Raw genomic sequence first — 25556 nt, 5'->3', positions numbered from 1 at the left:
GCCGGCTCCGGCAGTAGTACCCCCAGTCGGACTCGAACCGACAACACAGAGATTTTAAGTCTCCCGCCTCTACCGATTGGGCTATGGGGGCCCGCAGCTAGATCCTACAAGAGCGTCGGCCCCCGGACGCCACACGGCGCCGCGTCCTTCCCGGGATTCGGGGGACGCGGCGCCGTGGGATGCCGGGTTCCGGCGGTGCCGAAGACTACTTGGCTGCGGCCTTGGGCTTCGGGGTGGCTGCCTCGACGAACCCGCGGCGCGGGGTCTGAAGATCGGCGATCTGGGTGATGTCGCGCTTGAACAGCAGGTTGGCGAACCAGTCGCCGGCCACGCGGAACTTGCGCTCGAACGTCGGCATGGCCATGCCGTGGTAGCCGCGGTGGGCGACCCAGGCCGGCACGCCCTTGAGCTGCAGGCCGAGGACCTTGGCGACGCCCTTGCCGGTGCCGAATCCGGCGACGGCACCCATGTTCTTGTGCTCGTACTCGCCCACCTGGCCCACGCCGTAGCGGGTGGCGTAGATGTTCGAGGCCAGCAGCTTGGCCTGGCGGACGGCGTGCTGGGCGTTGGGCACGCAGGTGCCGTCGGGCAGGCCGCCGGTGACATCCGGGACGGCAGCGACATCGCCGGCGGCCCAGGCGCCCTCGATGGGGCCGTCGTCGCCGGTGATGCGCAGATCGGTTCCAACGCGGACGCGGCCGCGCGGCTCGATCGGGAAATCGGTGGAGTGGACCATCGGGTTGGCCTGCACGCCCGCGGTCCAGACCAGGGTGTCGGTCTCGAAGGTCTCGCCGGGGGTCTTCTCCGGCATGTTCGTCAGCTCGAGCGTGCCGTTTTCGGCCTTGCCCAGCGACGTGTTCAGCAGGACCTCGATGCCGCGCGAGCGCATGTGCTCCACGACCCAGACGGCCTGTTCCTCGGTGACCTCGGGCATGATGCGGCCCATGGCCTCGACCATCACGAAGCGGATCTCGTCCTGCTCGACGCGGCTGGTCTTGGCGACGGCGGCGCGCACCAGGTCCTCGAGTTCGGTGATGGTCTCGATGCCGGCGAAGCCGCCACCGACCACCACGAACGTCAGGGCGCGACGGCGGGCTGCCGGATCGCTCATCATCGACGCGGTCTCGACACGCTCGAGGACCTTGTTGCGCAGGGCGACGGCCTCTTCGATGGACTTCAGTCCGATGCCCTCGTCGGCCAGGCCGGGGATCGGGAAGGTCTTGGTGATGGAGCCGGCGGCCATGACGACGTCGGTGTAGCCCAGTTCGAAGGGCTCCCCGTCGGTCGGGACGACGACGGCCTTGCGGTTGGCGTGGTCAACGGCGCTGACGCGGCCGGTGATCAGTTCCGCGTTGTCCAGGTGCGTGCGGTGGGAGACGGTCACGTGGCGGGGCTCGATCTTGCCACCGGCGACCTCGGGAAGGAACGGCTGGTAGGTCATGTAGGGCAGCGGATCAACGACCGTGACGACGCCGCCATGGGCCTTGACCTTGTTCTGCAGCTTCATTGCGACGTACAAGCCGACGTATCCACCGCCAACGACGAGGATGCGTGGGCGATCGGAAAGTTCAGGAGTGTTTGCCATGAGCCCATACTAACGCCATCAACCGCTATGTGAAAGTCTTCACTAGCGACTTTCCGGGAGATCATCGAAAGGATCCCGATCCGCCTCGGAGGCGGTCCATTCCGCATCCGCCACCGTCCCGGCCGCGGCGGCCAGGGCGGCCCGGTTCCGGCGTCGCACCGTGACCACATGCACACCGCCACCGACGATGATGATCAATGCCAGCGCGCCGAATCCGATGACCAGCACCGCCGGCAGCGCGCCGGCGGGATCCTCCGGGGCGACGGCCTCGGGGGCGGCCACCGCCGGGACGGAGGATTCCTCCTCGGGCTTGGCGCTGGGCTTGGAGGCATTGGGGCGGGTGACCTGGCCGCGGCGGTGGACGTGGATCCATTCGGCGATGGTGCCCAGCGGGTTCTGGTCCACCGAGGGGACATCGGTGGTCAGGGCGGCCTCGGCGTCCAGCAGACCGTAGCCGTAGAGGTTGTCCACCCCGGGCTCCCCCGCGTCCTCAGCGGTGGCCAGGATGCGCTGGATGACGTCGCGGGCCTTCATCTCCGGGTACTTCGAACGGATCAGGGCCGCGACGCCGGATACCAGCGGTGCCGCACCCGAGGTCCCTGACCAGTCGGCGTACCCGCCATCGGGCAGCCCGCCCACCAGCGGGTCGGCGGGGGCCGCCACGCCGATGCTGATTCCCTGCGTCGAGGAGTCCCAGCTGGCCTTGCCCTTCTTGTCGACACCAGCCACGGTCAGCACCCCGGGGATGGTTGCCGGCGCCCCGACCTGTTCCATGCCCCCGGCACGGTTCCCGGCGGCGGCGACGATGACGACGTCGTGCTCCTCGGCGTATTTGAAGGCCTCGTCCCAGCTGGTCGGCCAGCTCGGCGTCGTGGACCCCAACGACATGTTGATCACGTCGGCCCCCTGGTCCACGGCCCATTTCACCGCGCGCGGGACCTGCTCGCTGATGGGGACGCCCCCGGGGTTCTCCGACCCCAGCCACAGCGACCCCGAGAGCAGCTCCGCCTTCGGGGCCACACCGATGACGCCGTCGGGGCCGGGCCCGGGTTTGGGGATCTTCACCGGATCGGGTTTCTTCGGCGGATCCTCGTCGTCCTTCTTCGCGTCCTTCACGGCACGCTTCCAGGCAATGGTCTGCTTCTCGTCTTCTGCCTTGGCCTTCGCGATGGCCTTTTCGTTGTTTCCGTGTCCGGCCAGCAGGGTGCCCACCAGGGTGCCGTGCTCGGGCAGCGCGCCGAGGGGTTCGGTGCCGTCCTTGTTCCCTGCCGCGGAGAAGTCGCTGCCGCCGATGACGGTCCCGCTCAGATCGGGGTGCGAGTCGGCGATGCCGGTATCAATGACCGCGACGGTGACGTCCTCGCCCTTGGAGACCTTCCAGGCCTGCTTGATGCCGTAGTCCTTGAGCCAGTATTCGCTGTCACGGATCTGATCCGCCTGGGCAGCGGGGGCGGCGACCAGCAGCGTTGCCGCGGCCAGCAGGCTCGCCAGGAGGCCGGCGGTGGCACGGGTCGGACGTGACGTCACGGGCGGTTCCTTCAAGGGTCGGGGACGACGGCGGGAGGACGGCCTACTGCCGCGCCAACCCGAGGGCGATACCGTCCAGAATATCGTGTTCGCTGGCCACCGCGGTGCGCACCCGGTTTCCGGTCAGCTCGGCGACCCGGAGCAGGATGGTCCGGTAGATCAGCGCCCCGGCGGCAATGACATCGACCCGGCCCGGGTGCATGTACGGCAGTTGTTCCCGGCGGCGCCGCGAGAAGCCCAGGAATTCGCTGGCCGCGGCCTCGATGACCCCGACGGGCAGTTCGGCGCCGTCGATCTTCTCGGGCTGGTAGCTGTGCAGATCCAGCACATGAGCGGTCACCGTGGTGATGGTTCCGGCCACGCCGACCACCCGGTCCACTTCCTGCAGGGGCACGGTCTGCAGCACCGTGTCGATCTGCCGGTTGGCTTCGGCTTCCGCGGCGGCGATCTGCTCGGCCGTCGGCGGGTCGTCGGTGAGGAAGCGTTCGGCATAACGCACGCAGCCCATGTCCATGCTGATCGCCGCGCGCACGCCTTCGCTGCTGCCCACCACGAATTCGGTGGACCCTCCCCCGAGATCGATGACCAGGACGTCTTCCGTGTCGGCGGGCGGCCGGACCGACACGGCGCCGGCGAAGCTCAAGGCGGCTTCCTCCGAGCCTTCGATGACCTCGGGGGTGACGCCGAGCCGGGTGCGGACCCCGTCCATGAACTCATCCCGGTTCCCCGCGTCACGGGTAGCCGAGGTGGCGACGAACCTCACCCGCTGGGCACCGTGCCGGCCGATCAGTGCCGCATATTCATCCAGTGCCTCAAAGGTGCGCTCCAGGGCCTCGGGGGCCAGGTTCCCGGTGGCATCGACGCCCTGGCCCAGGCGCACGATGCGCATCTGGCGGGCCACGTCGAGCAGTCGGATCCGTCCGTCGTCGTCCTCGATGACATCGGCGATCAGCAGCCGGATGGAATTCGTTCCGCAATCGATGGCGGCAACCCTCATGCCTGGCCTCCTGGATCGTGTGGTGCGGGCTGTTGCCCGGTCGTTTCAGCGTGTTCGCGCGCCTGTCGGGCAGCGCTGCGCCGGGCCTTCTTCACGGCAGGGTCCTCGGCCTGGGTCTTGACGTGGCGGCTGCGGTCCTGTGCGGGAACGGGCGCCTCGGTATCCCAGGCCCCCCGGCAGTGGCACCGCTCGGCGGTCCACCATTCGGCGATTCCGGCAATGGCCTCATCGCCCAGCGGGTTGACCCCGGCCCCCGCGGAGAGCGAATGTCCCACCAGCACGTGCAGGCATTTCACCCGGGTCGGCATGCCGCCGGCGGACACCCCGTCGATTTCCGGGACGGCGCCGACTCCGGTGCGCCGGCCAATGGCATCGCGGGCCGCGAGATAGTCCTGGTGGGCCGCGGTGTAGGCGGCCGTCAGCGCCTCGTCCTGTCCCAGGCGTTCGGTCATCGTTGCCATCAACCCGGCGGCCTCCAGGCGGGAAACCGCGGAGGTGATGACCGGATGGGTGAGGTAGAAGGTCGTGGGGAAGGGGATGCCCGAGGCCAGCCGCGGGGCGGTGGTGGCCACCAGCGGATTGCCACAGAGGCACCGGGCCCCGATCTCCACCACATTGCGGGCCGGACGGCCGAGCTGACGACTCAGCGTGTCCAGGTCCCCGGGGGTGGGGACCCGCTGTTCGGCGTCCAGCGCCTCATGGCGCGGTGCGGTGGCGGGATGCTCCACGGATTCTCCTTCAGGAAATGATCAGTCGGTGGCCGAGCGTACAACGGTGTCCCAGAGGGAGTCGACCCACGGCAGGTCGGTCCGGACATCGCCCACGCTCTGCGGGCCCGCGGCGGAATCGTCGCCGGTGGCCCCGACCACCATGTACTTCTTCTCGCCCGGCATGACCAGGTTGATGCGGTTGCGGGCCTGGGCCTTGACGTAGGCCGGGTCGTCCCAGCGGGCAATCTGCGAGGTCAGCTCGGCCTGCTCCTGCTGCTTCTCGGCGATCGAGGCCTGCACTTCGGCGACCTCGGCCCGCTGGTCCATGTAGGTTCCGACGCTGGGTAGCAGCAGGACGGTCACCACGGCCAGGATGACCGCCAGGGTCAGCAACCGTCCGGAGAAGGCCCGGGCCGGGACCGGGGCACCGGCCTCGGTCGGGGCCTGCGTGGCCTCGGGTTCGCGGTGGCCGTTGCCGGAGCGGATCGCCCCGGAGAGTTCCGCGCGTTCGCGCAGCCGCTTCTCGCGGGGCCCGCTCGGGCGTGGCCCGGGACGTTTGCCGGCCGGAGTCGACTTCGCTGCCGACGGTGTGGCCGGTGCCCTCCCGCGGGAGGCCGGCGAGGATTTCGCCGGGGACTTGCCGCTGCCCGGGGCCGCCGGGGTACCTGGCTGCTTCCGCGCGGTGGAGGGCCCTGCGGGCTGCTTGCGGGCCGCCGGCTTATCGGGGGTGGGTTTCTTCGCCGCGGACCGGCCGGCCGCCGATGACGGGGACGGGGAATCCTCGGACGTGTTCCCGGGTCCGGGAGCGGCACCCATCGGGACGACCTTCTGCCGGTTGACCGCCGCCGGGGTGCGGGGGGCGGACGGTGCAGGAACGACGGCGTCTTCGTGGTCGCCGGAGGCGGCGGGGTCGTGCCCCGGCTCGGCAGGCCTGGCCCGTGGCATGTTGGGACGTCGGTTTGCCATGGGTGTCCTTCCGGTCTGCTCGGTGGGTCCGGGGGTGGGCCGGGTGCACGCGCCTGAAAGGCGTGAGGGGAACCGCCGGTGTCCGGCGACTCCCCTCAGCACTTTACGCGTTGCGGTGCGACCTTAGGCGGTGAAACGCGGGAAGGTCGCCTTTCCTGCGTAGAACGCGGCATCGCCGAGCTCTTCTTCGATGCGCAGCAACTGGTTGTACTTCGCGACGCGCTCGGAGCGGGCCGGGGCGCCGGTCTTGATCTGGCCGGCGTTGGTGGCCACCGCGATATCGGCGATCGTGGTGTCCTCGGTTTCGCCGGAGCGGTGCGAGGTGACGGTGGTGTAGCCGTTGCGCTGGGCCAGCGACACGGCATCGAGGGTCTCGGTCAGTGAACCGATCTGGTTCACCTTGACCAGCAGCGAGTTCGCCGTGGCGGAATCGATGCCCTTCTGCAGGCGCTCCGGGTTGGTGACGAAGAGGTCGTCGCCCACGATCTGGACCTTCGAGCCGATGGCGTCCGTCAGGGTCTTCCAGCCCTCCCAGTCGTCTTCGTCCAGCGGGTCCTCGAGGGAGACCAGCGGGAAGTCCTTGACGAGCTGGGCGTAGTAGTCGCTCATCTCGGCGGCCGTGCGGGAGGCCCCTTCGAACTGGTAGGTCCCGTTCTCGAAGAACTCCGAGGAGGCGACGTCCAGTGCCAGGGCGATGTCCTCGCCCGGGGTCAACCCGGCCTTCTTGATGGCGTCGATGATCAGTTCCAGGGCGGCCCGGTTGCTTTCCAGGTTCGGGGCGAAGCCGCCCTCGTCCCCCAGGCCGGTGGCCAACCCGCGTTCCTGCAGGACCGATTTCAGCGCGTGGTAGACCTCGACGCCCCAGCGCAGTGCCTCGGAGAAGGTGGAGGCGCCGACGGGCACGACCATGAACTCCTGGATGTCGACATCCGAGTCGGCGTGCGAACCACCGTTGAGGATGTTCATCAGCGGCACCGGCAGGACGTGGGCGTTCGGTCCACCCAGGTAGCGGTAGAGCGGCAGGTTGGAGGACTCGGCGGCGGCGGAGGCCACGGCCAGCGACACCCCGAGGATGGAGTTGGCGCCCAGCGTCGACTTGTTCGGGGTCCCGTCCAGATCGATCATGATCTGGTCGATGGCCCGCTGGTCGGTGGCGTCCTGGCCGATCAGGGCCGGCTGGATCGTGTCGATGACCGCGTCGACGGCCTTGGTGACGCCCTTGCCCAGGTAGCGGGACTTGTCACCGTCGCGCAGCTCAACGGCTTCAAAGGCTCCGGTGGAAGCGCCGGAGGGCACTGCCGCGCGGCCCAGCGAGCCATCGGAGAGCAGGACTTCGGCTTCTACGGTCGGGTTGCCGCGCGAGTCGAGGATTTCGCGAGCGTGGATGGCATCGATCAAGGCCATGGAAGGTACTCCTTCGTGGGTGGGTTGGGGGCCGTACACAGCATTGGATACGCGGGCACGTTGCCTCGCGTCCCAGCCTAGCCTGTGCCGGGTGTGGAGGAGGAAGTTGGTTGCGCGGCCGTCATGTAACGTGCGACGGCGGTGCGCAGGGACCGTTCGGCGTCCAATCCACGTTCGTGGGCGTCGGCGACGATCCCCAGGAGCAGCTCGCCGAGTTCGGCTTCAGTCTCCACCACCGCGGCGCCCGGCACCGGCGGGGCGGCCGGCGCCCCGGGCCCGCCGCTCCAGCGACGGGCCCGGCCGATCGTCTTATCGGCCAGGGCGAGGGCCGGAAGATGACGCGGCAGCGAGGAGAACGGGTCGGTGCGGGAGGGGTCCTCGGCGCGTTTGGCGGCATCCCAGGATTCGACGATCTCCTGGACGTCCTCGGGGTAGGTTCCGCGCAGGCTGCCGTCGCGGTGGAAGACGTGGGTGTTGCGGCGGATCATCTTTTCGCTCAGATGCGCGGCGATGTCGGAGAAGTCGAAGGCCCCCCGTTCGGCGGCGATCTCGGCGTGCAGGACCAGTTGCAGAAGCACGTCGGCCAGTTCCCCGCGCAATTCGTCGTCATCCTGGCCGGTTTCGATGGCCTCGAGCAGTTCGTAGGACTCCTCGACCAGGTATTCCACCAGCGAGGCATGGCTCAGTCCGGCGGTCCAGCGGCAGTGCCGGCGGAGGTCCGCAATGATGCCCATAAGGCGTTGCGGCTCCCCCGGCGTGCCCGGGCTCCCCCCGGGCCGGGCCCCGCTCATGATCGGTTCAGGCCTGGTCATCGTCCTGGTCATCGCCGTCGCCGGTCATCCCCGCATATTCGGCGTTGATGTACTCGACCAGGGCTTCGCGTTCCTCCAGCGGCAGGAAGGCCGCCTCGGCCGCGTTGAGCGTGAGCTCGAGCAGGTCGTCCAGATCGTAGTCGAATGCTTCGACCAGCAACTCGAACTCGCCCGAGAGGCTCGTCTCCGACATCAAGCGGTTGTCCGGGCTGATGGTGACGGTGAAACCCGTCTGGTAGAGCAGGTCGATGGGATGGGACTCGATGCCCTCGCCGAAGGCCGCGGTGGCCCCGGTCTGCAGGTTCGAGGACGGGCAGATCTCCAGCGGAATGCCCCGGTCGCGCACCCAGTTGGCGACCGGCCCCAGGGTGACCAGCCCGGTGTCCTCTTCGACCTCGGATCCGTCATCGTCGGTGCCACCGAACTGGATCTCGATGTCCTCGGCGATGCGCACGCCGTGGCCCAGCCGTTCGGCCCGCCCGGTCAGCAGGGCATCGACTATCGAATCCACTCCCGCGGCTTCGCCGGCGTGGACGGTGGTGGGGAAGAAGTTCGTGGCCAACAGATCGAAGGCCTCCTTCATCCGCGAGGGCGGGAACCCGTCCTCGGCACCGGCGATGTCGAAGCCGACGGCCCCGTTGCCGCGATGGCGCAACGCCAATTCGGCGATCTCCACGCCTCGATCGGCATGGCGCATCGCGGTGATCAGCTGGCCGACCTGGATGGGCCGGCCACTACCGGCGACGGTTTCAACCCCTTCGTCCAGGCCCTGCTGCACGGCCTGGACGGCTTCGTCCAGGCTCAGCCCGCCGGCCAGATGCTGTTCGGGGGCCCAGCGCACTTCCCCGTAGACGACGCCGTCGTCGGCGAGGTCCTCAACGAATTCACGGGCCACCCGGACCAGGTTCTCGTGGGTCTGCATGACCGCCACGGTGTGTTCGAAGGTTTCCAGGTAGCGCGGCAACGAACCGGAGTTCGCCGATTGGCGGAACCATTCGCCCAGGGCGACCGCGTCGGTGGAGGCCAGTTCATGGCCTGCCGCGGCGGCGAGTTCGATGATGGTGGACGGACGGAGTCCGCCGTCGAGGTGGTCATGCAGCGAGACCTTCGGCAGGCTGCGGAAGTCGAATTCGGGGTCATAGGCGGTATGGATCAGCTCTTCACTCACGTACCCAGCGTACTGGGCGGGGCAACGCAGCGGAACCACTGAATCCCGGGAGCCCGGGACCGCGTTGCCGCGGCTCAGTGCCCCCGCTCGGCGGGGACTTCCAGCAGCGGGGGCGCCGGCTGGGCGTCCGGGGCCTGCGGGTCCGTGCCAAGCCGGCGCCGCAGGACATTGAGGACCCGGTCCACGATGAAGCCGAACACCATGGCGATGGCTATGGACAGGCCGATCCCCAGCAGCGGGTTGTCCTTCATCCAGTGGCCGCCGACGGCACCGATGGTGGTGGAGTAGGCACTCCAGGTCAGGCATCCCAGCACGTCGAGCAGGGTGAAACGGCGGCGGGAGAACCGGGTGGCCCCGGCGGTGAAGTTCACCGCCACCCGGCCGACGGGGATGTAGCGGGCCGTGAAGATCAGCAGGGCGCCCCGTCGTTCGAGTTCCCGTCGGGCGAAGGCGAAGGTCCGTCGCGTCCGTGGACGACGCATCCAGCGGAACCGATCCAGGCCGATCCGCCGGCCGAACCCGTAGGCGATCTGGTCCCCGGCCATCGCCCCGGCCGCTCCGACGACGCCCAGCAGCAACAGCGACGGGGACCCCGAGGCCACCGCGACGGACGCCAGCGCCACCAGCAGCGACTCGCTGGGCACCACCGGCATGAACCCGTCGATCAGGCAGAGCAGGAAGAGCAACGGCAGGATCCACCAGGCGGTCGAGGCATGGAGGATGACCTCGTTGACGATCTCCATGAGGCAGGGTCCCTTGGCTGGAATTATTCCGTCTTCCGGTGGACGACGGCGGCCGCACCCGGTCTTCGTCGGGTGATGCATCCAGTCTGGCCCATCGGACCCGGCCGTGGCCTCCCACCCCGGGATGATTACGGGTCCGACCCGGGTCATCCCCGAGGTCGGCGGACACGCAACCCGGCGGAGCGGCTATTCGGCGATCCGCTCCAGGATCAGGCGTTGGCCGTTCCTGCTGCCTTCGGCGCTGATCACCGCTGCCGACTCCAGTGCCTCCAGGGCCCTGCCGAATTTCTCGGGGGTGTCGGTCAACAAGGTCATCAGCGGTTGGCCGCGGCGGACCACGTCTCCGGGTTTGGCGTGCAGGCGCACCCCGGCCCCGGCCTGGACCTCGTCCTGCCGACGGGCCCGCCCGGCACCCAGCCGCCAGGCCGCCACCCCGACGGAGAGGGCATCGAGTTCGGTGAGCACCCCTTCGGCCTGGGCGTACACGGTCTCCGATTCGCGGGCGACCGGCAGGGCGGCGGCCGGGTCCCCTCCCTGGGCGGAGATCATCTTGTGCCAGACGTCCATGGCACGGCCGTCGGCCAGCGCGGCCGCAGGGTCGGCGTCGTGCACCCCGGCGCCGGCGAGCATCTCCTGGGCCAGCTTCACCGTCAGTTCCACCACATCGGCAGGTCCGCCTCCGGCCAGGACGTCCACGGATTCGGCGACCTCGATCGCGTTGCCGGCGGTGAGCCCCAACGGAGTGGCCATGTTGGTCAGCAGCGCCACCGTCTTGACCCCGGCGTCGGTGCCCAATCCCACCATCGTGCGGGCCAGTTCGCGGGCGTCCTGTTCGTTCTTCATGAACGCCCCGGATCCGACCTTGACGTCGAGGACCAGGGTCCCGGTGCCCTCGGCGATCTTCTTGGACATGATCGAGGAGGCGATCAGCGGGATGGCTTCGACGGTTCCGGTCACATCACGCAGGGCGTAGAGCTTCTTATCGGCCGGAGCCAGCCCCGTCCCGGCCGCGCAGATCACCGCACCGCAATCGGAGAGCTGGTCCATCAGGGCCGCAGTGGACAGCGAGGCGTTCCATCCGGGGATGGATTCGAGCTTGTCCAGGGTTCCGCCGGTATGCCCGAGGCCACGGCCGGACAGCTGGGGTACCGCGACCCCGAAGGCCGCCACCAACGGGGCCAGCGGCAGGGTGATCTTGTCCCCCACCCCGCCGGTGGAGTGCTTGTCCGCGGTGGGCTTGACCGCCCCCGCGGGGGTGCGCAGCGAGGAGAAGTCCATGCGTTCGCCCGAGTTGATCATCGCCGTCGTCCAGCGGGAGATTTCCGCCCGGTCCATCCCGTTGAGCAGGATCGCCATGTTCAACGCCGCCATCTGTTCCTCGGCGATGACCCCGCGGGTATAAGCGTCGATGGTCCAGTCGATCTGTTCGGGACTCAGCGTCCCGCGATCGCGTTTGATGCCGATGATCTCGACCGCGTCGAAGTGCTCGGTGCTCATGCTGGACCTTTCGTCGGTGCTCCGGCCGGATGGCCGGAGCTAGTGCAACAGGGTTTCGGGGCCGAAGGCGTCGGGCAGGACCTGGTCCATGGTGGCGATCCCGCGGACGGTCATCAGTTCCATCCCGGGTCCACGGTGTTCGTAGAGCAATTGCCGGCAGCGCCCGCAGGGCATCAGGATGTTGCCGGTTCCGTCCACGCAGTAGAACGCGCGCAGCCGGCCGCCCCCGCCCATATGCAATTGTCCGATCATGGTGCATTCGGCGCAGAGGACGACCCCGTAGGCGGCGTTTTCGACATTGCAGCCGCTGATGATCCGCCCGTCCTCGGTCACTGCCGCCGCCCCGACCGGGAACTTCGAATACGGGGCGTAGGCGTGTTCCATCGCCGCGGTGGCCGCGATCCGCAGGCGTTCCCAGCCGGCGGGGTCCAGCGGCGTCGTCGGAGGGTGGGGCACGGGCCTACTCCTTCACGTAGGCGACGCCGTTGGAGGCCGGGGGTCGTGATTTCCCGGCCAGCCCGGCGACGGCAAAGATCGTCACGATATAGGGCAGCATCTGCATGAACTGGTTGGGCACCGGGGTGCCCAGGATGCTCAGCACGAACGAGAGGTTCAACGAGAAGCCGAACAACAGGGAGGCGAAGAACGCCCCGATCGGGTTCCAGCGCCCGAAGATCATGGCCGCCAGGGCGATGAACCCCTGCCCGGCGGTCATTTCCTTGCTGAAGGACGAGGACGTCACCAGGGTGAAGAACGCACCCCCGAGACCGGCGACGACCCCGGCGAGCAGGACGTTGGAGAACCTGATGGCCTTGACCCTGATGCCCACCGTGTCGGCGGCCTGGGGGTGTTCGCCCACGGCCCGCACGCGCAGGCCCCATCGGGTCTTGAACAGGCCGAACCAGACCAGGAAGACGGCGACGTACATGCCGTAGCCCAGGATCGTCTGGTCGAAGAAGATCGGACCGAACACCGGGATGTCGGCCAGGCCGGGGATCCTGATGTTGTGGAACGACGGCGGGGAGTTGAACAGGGCCGTATCGGCCTTCATCACGGTGGAGAAGAGGAAACTGGTCAGCCCGGCGACCAGGACGTTGAGTACGACGCCGACGATGATCTGGTTGACCATGTATTTGATGCTGAACACCGCCAGGACCGCGGAGACGAGCATGCTGGCCACCACGGCGGCCAGGACACCGGCCAGCAGGCTCTGCGTGATCGATCCGACGACCGCGGCGCCAAAGGCCCCGGCCAGCAGCTGGCCCTCGATGGCGATGTTGATGACCCCGGTCCGCTCACACAGCACGCCGGAGAGCGAACCGAAGATCAGCGGGATGGCCAACGTGAACGAACCGGCGATCAGACCGGAGAAGTAGACGTTGGGGTTGTTGGCGCTGCCGATGACCCAGACCAGGAAGGCAATGACCCAGATGGCCGCGAAGGCCGGGACCAGCCATTTCGGGGCGGTGGCCCGCCGGGAGGTCAGCCGGAAGGAATACGCCGCCAGTCCCAGCAGCAGGATGGCGCCGATCCATCCCACGAGCGTGGTGCCGAGCATCACGTCGGGGACCTTGATCGCGTCGTGGTCGGTCGAGATGCGGAACCTGGCCGTGGCGCTCGGGCTGCCGATGGCGAATCCGAGAAGTGCCACCAGGGCCAGGACGGCCAGCACCATGGGGGTGCTCCAGTTCCGGTGGGCCGTGCCGACCGACGTCACGCCGGCCGAGGGGGTGGTGGTTGCGGTGCTCACGCTGCTCCTCCGGTCCCGGCGGTCCGCGCCGTGGTGGTCTTGCTCTTCTTCTTGCCGGTGTTGATGCGGAAGATCGCTTGCACCAGCGGCGGGGCGGCGATGAACAGCACGATGAAGGACTGGACGACCAGCACGATGTCGATGGGGATGCCGGTGTTGGATTGCATGCCCACGCCACCGGCCCGCAACGCGCCGAACAGCAGCCCGGCGAAGAGGGTGCCCATGGGTTTGGAGCGTCCCAACAACGCCACGGTGATGGCATCGAATCCGAAGCTGGCGGCGATGTCACTGGACAGGGCGCGTTCGGTGCCCGAGATCTGTGCGGTGCCGGCGAGCCCGGCGAGGGCCCCGGCGACCACCATGGCGGTGATGTAGGCCTTGGAGACATTGATCCCCGCGGTGCGGGCCGCCAACGGGTTGGCCCCGACCGCACGAAGTTCGAAGCCGGTCGTGGAACGGTTGAGCAGCCACCAGACGAAGGCCACCGCGGCCAGGGCCACGACGAAACCGTAATGCAGCCGGAAGCCGCTGCCGAAGATCAGCGGGTAGGCCGCCGAGGAGTCGATGTTCGGGCTGATCGGGTTGTTGGAGCCGGGGCGTTGGAAGCCGGGGGTGGTCAGCAGATAGAGCAGGAAGTAGAGCGCGATGTAGTTGAGCATGATCGTCACGATCACTTCGTGGGCTCCGCGTCGGGCCTTGAGCACCCCCGCGATGCCGCCCCAGAGGGCACCGCCGATGATCCCGGCCACCATCGCCAGGATCAGGTGGATTCCGGCGGGCAGGTCCAGGGTGAATCCGACCCAGCCGGCGAGCAGGGCGCCGACGATGATCTGCCCCTGGCCACCGATGTTGAACAGGCTGGCCCGGAACGCCAGGGCGACCCCGAGTCCTGCGAGGATCAGCGGGGTGGCGTCGGTCAGGGTTTCGGTGAGGGGATAGATCGCATTGGCGAAACCGTCGGCCTGGGTGTTGAAGATGGAGCTGCGGAAGAGCGCCACATAGGCTTCCGACACCGACGTCCACACGGCCCCCAACAGATCCATGGGCCGGGCGAAGAAGTAGCTCGAGGCCTCGGTGACCCGCTCGTCGGTCGCGGCGATCAGGATGGCTCCGACGATCAACGACAACAGGATCGCCAGGACGGACACCATGCCGTTGCCGGTGGTGATCCGAGTCATCAGCGAAGCCTGGGGGTCCGGTCCGGACGCCTCGGCCAGCTGGGCCGGCGAGTTCCCGGCGTCGGCTCCTCCGGGGATCGATCCCGGCTCCCCCGCCGGGGTTTCGCTGTCTGGGGCGACGGGGCCCGGTCCGGGCCCGTCCACGGGATCATTCATTCCCGGACTCCTCTTCTTGGTTTGGGTTCGCAGCCGCGGCACCGGATCCCTGATCCGTGGCCTCGGGAAGCGGGGTGGCGCCGGCCTCGGCGGCGGAGCTGCCGGCCATCATCAGGCCCAGGACCTCGCGCGGGGTGTCTCCGGGGACGATGCCCACCAGGCTGCCCTTGTACAACACGGCAATCCTGTCGGCCAGTTCGGCCACCTCGTCGAGTTCGGTGGAGACGATCAGCACGGGGGTGCCTCCGTCGCGTTCGGCGAGGATGCGCCGGTGCAGGAATTCGACCGAGCCGACGTCGACGCCGCGGGTTGGCTGCGAGGCGATGAAGAGCTTCAGGGGCCGGGACAGCTCCCGCGCCATGACCACCTTCTGCTGGTTGCCGCCCGAGAGGGTTCCGGCATTGGACTGCCCGCTCTGGGTCCGGATGTCGTATTCCTCGACCTTGTCCTCGGCGTTGCGGTTGATCACCGCCGGGCGCATGTTCAGTCCGCGGGCATACGGGGCCCGGTCATATTGGTTGAGCACGAGGTTCTCCGCGACCGTGAACGTGGAGACCAGTCCATCGGTGCTGCGGTCCTCCGGGACGAACCCGACCCCCGAGTTGATGATGGACTTCACGCTCCGGCCCAGCAGGTTCTCGCCCTCGAGCATGACCCGGCCCGTGGCCTGGTCCATCAGGCCCATGATGGCCTGGGTCAGTTCGGTCTGCCCATTGCCCTGGACCCCGGCGACCGCCAGGATTTCCCCCTGGCGCACGCCGAAGCTGATGTCGTCGAGCAGGACCTGGCCGGTGGGGGCCACCACGTTGAGGTGCTCCACGCGGAAGGTCTCCTCCCCCGGGGTGGCGTCCTCCTTGCCCAGGGCGAGGTTCACCTCACGGCCGACCATCAGCGAGGCCAGTTCGCTCGCGGAGGCCTCGGGTTCGGCCTTGCCGACCACCCGGCCCCGACGGATGACGGTGATGACGTCGGAAACGGCCTTGACCTCGCGTAGCTTATGCGAGATGAAGACCACCGAGGTGCCGTTGTCGCGCAGTTGCCCGATGATGCTCAGCAGTTCGTCGGTTTCCTGGGGCGTCAGCACCGCGGTGGGCTCGTCCAGGATCAGGATCCGCGCATCGCGGACCAGTGCCTTGATGATCTCCACGCGTTGTTGGACCCCGACGGGCAGGTCCTCCACGATGGCGTCGGGATCGACGTGGAAACCGAATTGCTCGGAGATCTCACGGATCTTGCGGCGGGTGGCCTCCAGATCGAGGATCCCGGCGGCCTTGGTGGCCTCGTCCCCGAGGGCGACGTTTTCCGCCACGGTGAAGACCGGGACCAGCATGAAGTGTTGGTGGACCATGCCGATGCCGGCGGCCATGGCGTCGCCGGGGCCGTTGAAGGACACCGGCCGGTCGTCGATGAGCACCTGCCCCGAGGTGGCCTCGTAGAGGCCGAACAGGACGTTCATCAGGGTTGATTTGCCGGCCCCGTTCTCGCCCAGCAGTGAATGCACCTGACTGTCTTCGACCACCACGTCGATGTTGTCGTTGGCGGTGAACGAACCAAATTTCTTGGTGATTCCGCGAAGTTCCAATTTCACGTGCTCTACCGTGTTCCCTTCTTTAGCGGCCCGGGCTCCAGGGGATCTGCCCCGATGCACCGTGGGCCATCGAATCCAGCGTAGCCGCGAATCGTTGGACGTCGGATGAGGCACGCGCCGCCCGTTTCCGGGATGGTCTCCCGTCTTTCCGGACGGCGCGCGCCGTGTCTGCTGGTTGGTCCTGACCCATCGCTTCGATGGGTCAGGACCTCCCGCGGACTATTTCTTCGGGCTGGACGGCGACTCGACCTTGATGTCGCCGGAGATGATGTCGGCCTTGATGTCGTCCAGCTGCGACTTCATGTCATCGGAGACATCGGAGTCGAAGTCGTGGAACGGTGCCAGGTCGACACCCTTGTTCTCCAACGTCCCGACATACGGGGTGTTGTCGAACTCGTCGTCCAGGTCCTCGGTGATCACGTTCTCGACGGCCTCACCCATCAGCTTCATGACGGAGGTGAGCACGAATTCCTGCCCGGAGGGAAGTGACTCGTAGCCATCGGAATCGACCCAGACGACCTTGGCGTCCTTGCCGTTGGAGTTGGCGTCCTTGACGGCGTCGATGGTGCCCAGGCCCACCGGACCGGCGACGGGCATGATGATGTCCGCCCCTTCGTTGATGAAGTTGGTGGTGGTCGTCTTGCCCTTGCCCTGGTTCTCGAAGTCGCCGGTGAACGTACCGTTCTGCTTATCGGCGTTCCAGCCCAGGACCTTGACCTTCTCGTCGTTCTTCTCGTTGTAGTACTGCACCCCTTCGTCGAAGCCGTCCATGAAGATGGTGACGGTCGGGATGTTGATGCCGCCGTAGGTGGCGACCTTGCCGGTCTCGGACGTCCCGGCGGCCAGGTAGCCGGCCAGGAAGGCGGCCTGGGCCGTGTCGTAGATGATCGGCTTGACGTTGGGCAGGTCGATCGAGTCGTCATCGATGATCGCGAAGTGCGCGTCCTCGGTCTTCTCCGCCAGGTCCTTGGTGGCATCGGCCAGCAGGAAGCCCACGGTGATGGTCAGGTTGCACCCGCCCTTGACCATGGAGTTCAGGTTGGGCTCGAAGTCGGTCTTGGCCTTGGACTCGGCCTGCTTGGTCTTGATGCCCAGGTCCTTCTTCGCCTTCATCAGGCCCTCGTAGGAGGACTGGTTGAAGGAGCGGTCGTCGAATCCGCCGGAGTCGGAGACGATGCAGCCGGTGTAGTCGGCGGCGCCGGGGTGGCTCGAGGCGGCCGAATCATCGCCACCGGAATCGGGGGCGGCCCCGCAGGCGGTCAGGACGAGGGCGGAAACGCCCAGGACGGCGGCGAGCTTGCCGGTGGAGCGCTTCAGGGTGCGCGGTGACTTCTTCAAGGTTCCTCCAGTGACGAGTGATGCTTCAGGGCCACCCCCTCCACGGGCCAGGTGACCTACCTGGGCCCCTCGAACGGGTGCCGACCGCCTTCGGCCTCCACATGTGGGGAGGACGTGACGGAAGATACAGTATGCCCCACTCGGACCGACCTGCCAGCATAAATAGTTGACACGACTATATTGTTGACCTTTTGTTACCTACTGGTAGCTCGATCAGACGCTTTGTCCAGGATTGATGGCGCGCAGGGCGGCAGCAGCCATGACCCGGATGCCTGTTTCGATGGCCTTCTCGTCCGGGATGTAGTCACCGCGATGCAGATCGTAGGTCTCCCCTCCCGGGGTACGCGTTCCCAGCCGCATCATGGCCCCGGGAATGGTGTGGGTCATCCAGGCGAAGTCCTCCCCGCCCATGGACTGCGGGATGAGCACGATGGCCGTCGACCCGATCTCGGCGCGCGCGGCCCGTTCGATCAGATCCGTTTCCGCTTCGGCATTGACCACCGGCGGGACCCCGCGGGTGTGCTCGAGTTTCACGTCGACACCATAGGGGACGGCGATCTGACGGACGACCTCGTCCAACAGCACCCCCGCCGATTCCCAGGCGTCCCCGTCCAGGCAACGCATGGTCCCGGCCAGGTAGCCCGCGGCGGGGATGGCGTTCGGGGCCGACCCGGCATGGATCTGGCCCCAGACCACCGAAACGGCGCTGCGCACGTCGATCCGCCGGTTGAGCACCGCCGGGACACCGACGGCGATCTCCGCCAGGGCGAAGACCAGGTCCTCGGTCAGATGCGGTCTGGAGGTGTGGCCGCCCCGGCCCGACAGTTCGATTTTGATGGTGTCGCTGGCACTGGTGATCGCCCCGATGCGGGTGCCGATCGTCCCGGCGTCGACCCGGGGTTCGCAGTGCAGGGCCAGGATGCGCGGGACCCCTTCGAGGACTCCCTGGGCAATCACCGACAGGGCCCCGCCGGGCATGGTCTCCTCCGCCGGCTGGAAGATCACCCGGATCCTGCCGCCGAGTTCACCGGCGGCGTGCATGCGCCCCAGGGTCAGGGCCACCCCGAGCATGACCGTAGTGTGGATGTCGTGCCCGCAGGCGTGGCAGACCCCTTCCCGGGTCGAGGCGTAGTCCAGCCCGGTTTCCTCCAGGATCGGCAGGGCATCGATATCCGCCCGCAGGCCCAGGGCGATGTCCCCCTCACCGATATCGACGTAGAGCCCGGTCCCCTCCAGGGCCCGTGGCTCCAGTCCGGCCGCCTCGAGCTCCGCCAGGATGCGTGCCGTCGTCCGGGTCTCCTCGAAGGAGAGTTCCGGGTTGGCGTGAAGGTCACGTCGGAAGCCCACCAGTTGGGGCAGCAACGGCTGCGCCCAGGGCCCGATCGCGGGATAGGTCGTCTGCCTCGAGGAATCGTAAGTCACAGAAGCGACTTTACGACGTCGCCGCGGCAACCACCGAGTTTGCAACGCATCATTTCGTGCGCGTCGCCGGCCGGCGGGAACCCGGCTACAACACGTCGAGGTCGCCGGAGGCCTTGAGTGCCTCGACGGCCTTCTTCACGGACTGGGCATGGTCGCTGGTGGTGACCAGCAGTGCATCCCCGGTATCGACGACGACCACGTCCTTGATGCCGATCAGGGCGATCATGCGTTTGGTGTCCGAGACCACCACTCCGGAGGCATCGTCGGCGTAGACCCGGGCCCCGTCCCCCAGCACGGTGAGGTTGGTGGCCTCGCTGGCCGGATTCAGCCGGCCGATGGCGGCGAAGTCGCCGACGTCATCCCAGGTGAATTCACCGGGGATCATTGCGACGTCGCCTTGTTCGGCTGCTGGTTCGGCCACCGCATAGTCGATGGCGATCTTCGGCAGGGTCGGCCAGATGCGCTTCTTCACCGCATCGCGTTCGGGGGTGTCCCAGGCGTCGGCGATCTCCATCAACCCCGCATGCAGTTCCGGTTCATTGCGTTCGAGATGGTCGAGCATCAAGGACACGGGGGCGACGAACATCCCCGCATTCCACAGGTAATCCCCGCTGTCGACGTAGCGCTGGGCCACTTCCTCGTCGGGCTTCTCCACGAATTCGAGCACCGAGGTGGCGCTGGGGGCCCCTTCCACGGTGAGGGCATCGCCGGCGCGGATGTAGCCGAACGCCGTGGACGGTGAGGCCGGTTTGATCCCGATCGTCACGATCTTGCCGGTAGCTGCGGTCAGGATGGCCTCGCGGACGGCCTCCTGGAAGACCTCCACCGGTCCGATGACCTGGTCCGCGGCAAAGGACCCCATGATGATGTCCGGATTCCTCCGGTGCAGGATGGCTGCCGCCAGGCCGATCGCCGCCGCGGAGTCCTTCGGCTCGGATTCGAGTACGAGGTTCGTTTCGCTCAGTTCGGGCAACTGCGACTGGACGGCTTCGCGGTGGGCCTGCCCGGTGACCACCATGATGCGCTTCTCGGCCAGGGGAACGAGCCGCTCATAGGTTGCGCGGATCAGCGTCGTCCCCGATCCGGTGAGGTCGTGCAGGAACTTGGGGGCGGCCGCTCGGGAGAGCGGCCACAGCCGCGTTCCCACGCCGCCGGCGGGGATCACGCCGTGGAAGCGCGCGAGGAGGTCATCATTCATGGATCCCACAGTAGGCGATCACCGAACCGTTTCGCTGGAGGACGGGCTGGATTTAGGGCACGAAAATGTCACGTATTTTCCGCGCGAATCCGTGTATTCCCCCTCGTCACCACGGTCGCCGTGAGGCTCGCCACACAGGTAGGGTGGAGACGAACCCTGACGGACCCCGTGGTCTAGGATCAGGCTAGGAACGCTTACGCACCGGCGCCAATCTTTTGTGTGCACGCCACACGAACGCCCTTGCATGCATGGAGGTAAATTCAGTGTCGAAGACATCGTCAGGCACCCTCTACCGCGGCCACGAAGGCATGTGGTCCTGGGTAGGGCATCGGGTCACCGGTGTCGTCATTTTCTTGTTTCTTTTGGTGCACGTGCTCGATACGGCCTTGGTGCGGGTCGACCCCGGCGCCTACGACGCAGTGATCGGCACGTATAAGAACCCGTTGATGGCCGTCGGAGAGCTCGGTCTCGTCGCCGCGATCGTCTTCCACGCCTTCAATGGCCTGCGCCTGGTCCTGGTCGACTTCTGGAAGTCCGGCCCCAAGTACCACCGTCAGCTGCTCTGGGGAGTGCTGATCGTGTGGGTCGTGGTCATGATCGGCTTCGCCATCCGTCACCTGTCGCTCGCCTTCGGAGGTTACTAAGCCATGGCTCCCACGGAATTCGTTGCACCGCGTTCGACTCGGGTCGACCCGAAGTACCTGCGCTCCAAGTCCAAGAACGGCAACTTCGAGATGCTCGCTTGGCTCTTCATGCGCATCTCGGGGGTCCTGCTGGTCATCCTGATCTTCGGCCACCTCTTCGTGAACCTGCTGGTCGGTGACGGCGTGCATGCCATCGACTTCGGGTTCGTCGCCGGCAAGTGGGCCAACCCGCTCTGGCAGTTCTGGGATCTGACCATGCTGTGGCTGGCGATGCTGCACGGCACCAATGGCGTTCGCACCATCATCAACGACTACGTCGAAAAGGATCGTCCGCGGTTCTGGCTCCAGCTGGTGCTGGTGCTGTGCTCGGCGGCCATCGTCATCCTCGGGACGCTCGTGATCTTCACCTTCGATCCGTGCATCCCCGGCTCCACGCTCGCGGTCTGCCAGTAGTCCCGGCACGCTTCGCCGACACCAAGATTCAAAGAAGAGGGAACATCCGGTATGCAGGTACATAAGTACGACGTCGTCATTGTCGGCGCCGGTGGCGCGGGCATGCGCGCTGCCATCGAATCCGGCCAGCAGGCCCATACGGCCGTGCTGACCAAGCTCTACCCCACCCGTTCACATACGGGCGCCGCCCAGGGCGGCATGTGTGCCGCCCTGGCCAACGTCGAGGAAGACAACTGGGAGTGGCACACCTTCGACACCGTCAAGGGTGGCGACTACCTGGTTGACCAGGATGCCGCCGAGGTCATGGCCAAGGAGGCCATCGAGGCGGTGCTGGACCTGGAAAAGATGGGCCTGCCGTTCAACCGCACCCCCGAGGGCAAGATCGACCAGCGTCGCTTCGGCGGCCACACCCGCGACCATGGCAAGGCCCCCGTCCGTCGGTCCTGCTACGCCGCGGACCGCACCGGGCACATGATCCTGCAGACGCTCTACCAGAACTGCGTGAAGCACAACGTCGAGTTCTACAACGAGTTCTACGTCCTGGACATGCTCACCGTCCAGGAGGAGGCCACCCGCGAGGATGGCACCACCTACCTGCAGACCCGGGTGGCCGGCGTCGTCTCCTACGATCTGGCCACCGGCGAGATCCACGTCTTCCAGGCCAAGTCGGTCGTCTTCGCCACCGGCGGGGCCGGCAAGGTCTTCAAGACCACCTCCAACGCGCACACCCTGACCGGTGACGGCATGGGCATCGCCTTCCGCAAGGGCATCCCGCTGGAGGACATGGAATTCGTGCAGTTCCACCCGACCGGCCTCGCCGGGCTCGGGATCCTCCTGTCCGAAGCGGCCCGCGGTGAGGGCGCGATCCTGCGCAACTCCGAGGGCGAACGGTTCATGGAACGCTACGCCCCGACCATCAAGGATCTGGCGCCACGCGATATCGTCGCCCGTTCGATGGCCAACGAGGTCCGCGAAGGCCGCGGTTGCGGCCCGAACAAGGACTACGTGCTGTTGGACCTCACGCACCTGGAGCCGGCGCATATCGACGCCAAGCTTCCGGATATCACCGAGTTCGCCCGCACCTACCTCGGGGTGGAGCCCTACACGGAGCCGGTGCCGGTCTTCCCGACCGCGCACTACGTCATGGGCGGGGTACCGACCAACATCAAGGGCGAGGTCTTCCAGGACAACGAATTCACCATTCCCGGGCTCTACGCCGCCGGTGAGGTCGCCTGCGTGTCGGTGCACGGCTCGAACCGGCTGGGCACCAACTCGCTGCTGGACATCAACGTGTTCGGCAAGCGGGCCGGCATCGCGGCCGCCGAATACTCCAAGACGGCCGATTGGGTCGATCTGCCGGAGAACGCCACGGCATCCACCGAGGCCATGCTCGACGTCGTCCGCAATGCCGGCGGCACCGAACGCATCGCGGCGATCCGCAAGGACCTGCAGGAGACCATGGACACCAACATGCAGGTGTTCCGCTCCAAGGACACCATCATGAAGGCCATGGCCGACATCAAGTCCTTCCGTGAGCGCTACGCCAACATCAGCATCCAGGACAAGGGCAAGCGCTTCAACCTGGATCTGCTCGAAGCCGTGGAACTGGGCTTCCTGCTGGACTTGGCCGAGGTCATGTCCGTTTCCGCACTCCACCGTCACGAATCCCGTGGCGGCCACTTCCGCGAGGACTTCCCGGACCGCGACGACGAGAACTTCATGAAGCACTCGATGGTCTACAAGGACGACACCGCGCAGATGGAGGGCATCGAGGGCATCCGGTTCGACACCAAGCCCGTCATCTTCACCCGTTACCAGCCGATGGAGCGTAAGTACTAATGAGCAGCGAGATTCCCGAACCAGCATCCAAGGTCGACCTGGCCCCCGGTGTCGGCGGCGGCGGGGAGATCCCGAAGTTCGACATCACCCTGCGGGTGCGCCGATACCAACCGGAATTCTCCGAAGACGTGACCTGGGAGGATTTCCAGTTGACGATGTTCGGCACCGACCGCGTGCTGGACGCCCTGCACAAGGTCAAATGGGAGATCGACGGCTCGCTGTCGTTCCGCCGTTCCTGCGCCCACGGCGTCTGCGGCTCCGATGCCATGCGCATCAACGGCCGTAACCGCCTGGCCTGCAAGACCCTGTTGAAGGACCTGGACACCGAGAAGCCCATCACCGTGGAGGCCATCAAGGGCCTGCCGGTCGAGAAGGACCTCATCGTGGACATGGAACCCTTCTTCCAGTCCTACCGCGAGATCATGCCCTTCATGATCACCAAGGGCCACTCCCCGACTGCTGAGCACTACCAGTCCCCCGAGGAACGCGAGCGCTACGACGACACCACCAAGTGCATCCTCTGCGCCGCGTGCACCTCGTCCTGCCCCGTCTTCTGGACCGATGGCCAGTACTTCGGCCCGGCAGCGATCGTGAACGCCCACCGCTTCATCTTCGACTCCCGGGACGAAGGCGGCGACATGCGTCTGGAGATCCTCAACGACAAGGAAGGCGTGTGGCGTTGCCGCACCACCTTCAACTGCACCGAAGCCTGCCCCCGCGGCATCCAGGTCACCAAGGCGATCTCCGAGGTCAAGCAGGCCATCCTGGCCCGCTCGGTCTAGCCACCACGGCCCCCGAGGCCTGACGAAGGCGCCGCCCCCACGGGGACGGCGCCTTCGTCATTTCTGGTTCCTGCCCTGCTTCCACCCCGCCGGGAGATGGGCGACTGGTCCCGGCGTGAGCATTTGCTTCGAACGCGAGCGCAGGCCCTTCGGGTTTCCGCGCAGTGCGGTGGCAACGATGTCCGCCGTGGTCACCGCACCCCAGGCGGTCGCCAGGAGGTAGACCTGGCTCAGCAGGTAGAACCAGACGAACAGCCCCAGGATCACGGCGAAGGGGGCGAGGATCGGATTGCTGCTCGCGCTGCCCAGCAGCAGTGAGGAGAAGTAGCGCAGGAGCGTGGAACCGGCCCCGGCGATGAAGGCAGATTGCAGCAGCGCCACGCGGGGCATGGTGATCCCCGAGGCCAGCCGAAACAGGATCACCGCGACCACCGAGTCCAGCACCAGCATCACCACCAGGCTCGCCACCCGGGTCAGCATCACCGAGAAGGTCGATTCCAGCTCCAGGAAGTCGATGATCGTCTGCAGGGCCGTGCTGGCGATGACCCCCAGGCCGGTGGTGAGGATCAGGCTGATGCCCAGCAGAAGCAGCACCCCCAGGTCCTTGATCTTGGCCAGGACGATGTTGGACTGCGATTTGAGCAGCCCGAAGACCCCGCGCATCCCCTCGCGCAGGCCGGCGATCCACCGCAATGAGGTCAGCAGGGAGACGACGGTGGAGATCACCAGAGCCCACCCGAACCCCCGCGTGCGGAAGAGCTGTTGCGGGGTTGCCAGTCCCCCGTCCCCGGTATCGATCAGCCCGGGGGTGGTCTTGGCGACGCCGTCAACCACGAATTCCTGCAGTTGTTGGTTGCCACTGGCCAGGATGCCCAGAACGGAGAAGCCCACGACCAGCAGTGCAGCAATGGAGAAGAACATCTTATAGGCGGCGCCCGCCGCCATCACCGACCCATGGCGCTGCCCGTAGAGGGTGAAGACACGTAACGGCTTCCAGACGTTCAGTCGTCCCATCAGGGCTCCGACGCCGGCGATCGCGATCTTCGGCAGGCCGGCTTTTTCCCGGCGGGCCCGTCCCAGGGCGGCCCGTTGATGCATGGCCTTGGTGTGCAGGCCCGCCCGGTCCAACGGGGAGATCAGCGTGCCCAGATCCGCCGTCGATCGGGCCGGATCGCTATAGGCGGCGGTGCTGGCCGGAGGGCTGCCGCGCCTACGCTGGGTCGGGATGCGCGCCGTCTTGGCCAAGTGTCAGTTCCTCCTGCAGGGCCCAGAGGCCTTCGGCGTCGTACTCGAACAACCCGATTCTATCCACCGGGAAGGTGGCGTCGTAGCCGGCCAAGGAGGTCATGGCCCGCTGCATCGGTTCCTCGGCCAGATCGTGGGCCAGGGTCAGATGCGGGTGGAAGGGGAATTCGGCGCGCGTTTCCAGCGGGCCGGCCTGCAGCTGCCGATGCAGCGACACACAGGCGTCGAATCCCTCGGTGACCCGCAGGAACACCACCTGGGAGACGGGCCGGAAGGTCTCGGTCCCGTGGAGCCTGAGGCTGAAGGGCGCCGTACCCGCGGCGACCCGGCGCACATGGGCGCGTGCTGCGGCCCAGTCGGCGGCCCGGGCGCCGGTGATCAGGGTGATGTGTGGCGGGACGCTGCGGGCCACCGGATCCCCGAAGGACAACCGGTGTTCCCTCAGCTCCGAGCGGTGCGGTTCGGGCAGCGGGATGACGATCCCCACGCCGACCCCCTCGCCCCCGGGACCGGTGGCCCCGGGGGTCGTGGTGCCCGACGCAGGGATGCTCATC

General features: G+C 67.2%; 23 protein-coding genes and 1 tRNA gene. 4 read left to right on the top strand and 20 right to left on the bottom strand.

Translation table 11 applies throughout. The features are described 5' to 3' along the window. Positions 1-17: 17 nt before the first annotated feature. The 18 genes from ACT3S2_RS05385 to ACT3S2_RS05300 all read right to left on the bottom strand — a co-directional run bounded on the left by ACT3S2_RS05385 (position 18) and on the right by ACT3S2_RS05300 (position 20039). A tRNA-Leu gene (locus ACT3S2_RS05385) sits at positions 18-91 on the bottom strand. A 114-nt stretch (positions 92-205) separates the two neighbouring features. Next, the gene (locus ACT3S2_RS05380) at positions 206-1585 is read right to left on the bottom strand and encodes an NAD(P)/FAD-dependent oxidoreductase (RefSeq protein WP_444554255.1); all 1380 of its coding nucleotides are present in this window, start codon (positions 1583-1585) and stop codon (positions 206-208) included. 42 nt (positions 1586-1627) lie between these two features. Beyond that, the gene (locus tag ACT3S2_RS05375) at positions 1628-3112 is read right to left on the bottom strand and encodes a S8 family serine peptidase (protein ID WP_444554256.1); all 1485 of its coding nucleotides are present in this window, start codon (positions 3110-3112) and stop codon (positions 1628-1630) included. A 43-nt stretch (positions 3113-3155) separates the two neighbouring features. Beyond that, positions 3156-4109, bottom strand: coding sequence for a Ppx/GppA phosphatase family protein (locus ACT3S2_RS05370; protein ID WP_444554257.1), 954 nt, complete (start codon positions 4107-4109; stop codon positions 3156-3158). Further along, on the bottom strand, positions 4106-4837 hold the full coding sequence (locus ACT3S2_RS05365) for a DUF501 domain-containing protein (RefSeq protein WP_444554258.1): 732 nt from the start codon (positions 4835-4837) through the stop codon (positions 4106-4108). The genes ACT3S2_RS05370 and ACT3S2_RS05365 overlap by 4 nt, the downstream gene beginning before the upstream one ends. 21 nt (positions 4838-4858) lie before the next feature. After that, positions 4859-5785 (bottom strand): septum formation initiator family protein, encoded by a 927-nt coding sequence (locus ACT3S2_RS05360; protein ID WP_444554259.1) that lies wholly within the window; start codon positions 5783-5785, stop codon positions 4859-4861. Positions 5786-5908: 123 nt separating this feature from the next. Continuing rightward, positions 5909-7189, bottom strand: coding sequence for a phosphopyruvate hydratase (gene eno / locus ACT3S2_RS05355; protein WP_444554260.1), 1281 nt, complete (start codon positions 7187-7189; stop codon positions 5909-5911). A gap of 77 nt (positions 7190-7266) precedes the next feature. Beyond that, on the bottom strand, positions 7267-8001 hold the full coding sequence (locus tag ACT3S2_RS05350) for a MazG nucleotide pyrophosphohydrolase domain-containing protein (protein WP_444554261.1): 735 nt from the start codon (positions 7999-8001) through the stop codon (positions 7267-7269). Further along, on the bottom strand, positions 7988-9169 hold the full coding sequence (locus ACT3S2_RS05345) for an adenosine deaminase (protein ID WP_444554262.1): 1182 nt from the start codon (positions 9167-9169) through the stop codon (positions 7988-7990). Before ACT3S2_RS05345 ends, ACT3S2_RS05350 begins: the two co-directional genes overlap by 14 nt. Positions 9170-9243: 74 nt before the next feature. Next, positions 9244-9912, bottom strand: a complete 669-nt coding sequence (locus ACT3S2_RS05340; RefSeq protein WP_444554263.1) for a DedA family protein — start codon at positions 9910-9912, stop codon at positions 9244-9246. Positions 9913-10098: 186 nt separating this feature from the next. Continuing rightward, positions 10099-11409 (bottom strand): thymidine phosphorylase, encoded by a 1311-nt coding sequence (locus tag ACT3S2_RS05335; protein ID WP_444554264.1) that lies wholly within the window; start codon positions 11407-11409, stop codon positions 10099-10101. Between the two features lie 39 nt (positions 11410-11448). Beyond that, positions 11449-11865 (bottom strand): cytidine deaminase, encoded by a 417-nt coding sequence (locus ACT3S2_RS05330; RefSeq protein WP_444554265.1) that lies wholly within the window; start codon positions 11863-11865, stop codon positions 11449-11451. Positions 11866-11869: 4 nt separating this feature from the next. Next, positions 11870-13159 carry an ABC transporter permease gene (locus tag ACT3S2_RS05325; RefSeq protein WP_444554266.1) on the bottom strand — a complete coding sequence of 430 codons (1290 nt, stop codon included), beginning with the start codon at positions 13157-13159 and terminating at the stop codon, positions 11870-11872. Further along, positions 13156-14493 (bottom strand): ABC transporter permease, encoded by a 1338-nt coding sequence (locus ACT3S2_RS05320; RefSeq protein ID WP_444554267.1) that lies wholly within the window; start codon positions 14491-14493, stop codon positions 13156-13158. Before ACT3S2_RS05320 ends, ACT3S2_RS05325 begins: the two co-directional genes overlap by 4 nt. Then, on the bottom strand, positions 14486-16081 hold the full coding sequence (locus ACT3S2_RS05315; RefSeq protein WP_444554268.1) for an ABC transporter ATP-binding protein: 1596 nt from the start codon (positions 16079-16081) through the stop codon (positions 14486-14488). The genes ACT3S2_RS05320 and ACT3S2_RS05315 overlap by 8 nt, the downstream gene beginning before the upstream one ends. A 219-nt stretch (positions 16082-16300) precedes the next feature. Further along, a complete protein-coding gene (locus tag ACT3S2_RS05310; protein ID WP_444554269.1) occupies positions 16301-17419 on the bottom strand; it encodes a BMP family lipoprotein in 1119 nt (372 codons plus the stop codon). 213 nt (positions 17420-17632) lie between these two features. After that, a complete protein-coding gene (locus tag ACT3S2_RS05305) occupies positions 17633-18841 on the bottom strand; it encodes an amidohydrolase (RefSeq protein ID WP_444554270.1) in 1209 nt (402 codons plus the stop codon). A gap of 85 nt (positions 18842-18926) precedes the next feature. Then, positions 18927-20039, bottom strand: a complete 1113-nt coding sequence (locus ACT3S2_RS05300) for a mannose-1-phosphate guanylyltransferase (RefSeq protein WP_444554271.1) — start codon at positions 20037-20039, stop codon at positions 18927-18929. A gap of 263 nt (positions 20040-20302) precedes the next feature. Here ACT3S2_RS05300 and sdhC point away from each other — a divergent pair, with 263 nt between their 5' ends. The 4 genes from sdhC to ACT3S2_RS05280 are packed head-to-tail and all read left to right on the top strand — an operon-like array spanning position 20303 to position 23757. Continuing rightward, complete coding sequence (gene sdhC / locus ACT3S2_RS05295) at positions 20303-20683, top strand: succinate dehydrogenase, cytochrome b556 subunit (RefSeq protein ID WP_086999449.1); 381 nt, start codon at positions 20303-20305, stop codon at positions 20681-20683. A 3-nt stretch (positions 20684-20686) separates the two neighbouring features. Then, positions 20687-21136, top strand: coding sequence for a succinate dehydrogenase hydrophobic membrane anchor subunit (locus ACT3S2_RS05290; RefSeq protein ID WP_444554272.1), 450 nt, complete (start codon positions 20687-20689; stop codon positions 21134-21136). 51 nt (positions 21137-21187) lie between these two features. After that, the gene (gene sdhA / locus ACT3S2_RS05285) at positions 21188-22975 is read left to right on the top strand and encodes a succinate dehydrogenase flavoprotein subunit (protein ID WP_444554273.1); all 1788 of its coding nucleotides are present in this window, start codon (positions 21188-21190) and stop codon (positions 22973-22975) included. Then, positions 22975-23757 (top strand): succinate dehydrogenase iron-sulfur subunit, encoded by a 783-nt coding sequence (locus tag ACT3S2_RS05280; RefSeq protein ID WP_086999444.1) that lies wholly within the window; start codon positions 22975-22977, stop codon positions 23755-23757. Before sdhA ends, ACT3S2_RS05280 begins: the two co-directional genes overlap by 1 nt. Positions 23758-23814: 57 nt before the next feature. On the opposite strand, the gene ACT3S2_RS05275 is transcribed toward ACT3S2_RS05280, so the two are convergent. Both ACT3S2_RS05275 and ACT3S2_RS05270 read right to left on the bottom strand, forming a co-directional pair. Continuing rightward, a complete protein-coding gene (locus tag ACT3S2_RS05275) occupies positions 23815-25002 on the bottom strand; it encodes a YihY/virulence factor BrkB family protein (RefSeq protein ID WP_444554274.1) in 1188 nt (395 codons plus the stop codon). Then, a complete protein-coding gene (locus ACT3S2_RS05270; protein ID WP_444554275.1) occupies positions 24968-25555 on the bottom strand; it encodes a 2'-5' RNA ligase family protein in 588 nt (195 codons plus the stop codon). The genes ACT3S2_RS05275 and ACT3S2_RS05270 overlap by 35 nt, the downstream gene beginning before the upstream one ends. Position 25556: the final 1 nt, after the last annotated feature.

Source organism: Arthrobacter sp. AOP36-A1-22, assembly GCF_052377615.1.
Lineage (GTDB): Bacteria > Actinomycetota > Actinomycetes > Actinomycetales > Micrococcaceae > Arthrobacter_H.
The sequence above is the reverse complement of the archived record's forward strand: the minus strand, read 5'-3'. Positions and strand labels throughout refer to the sequence as shown.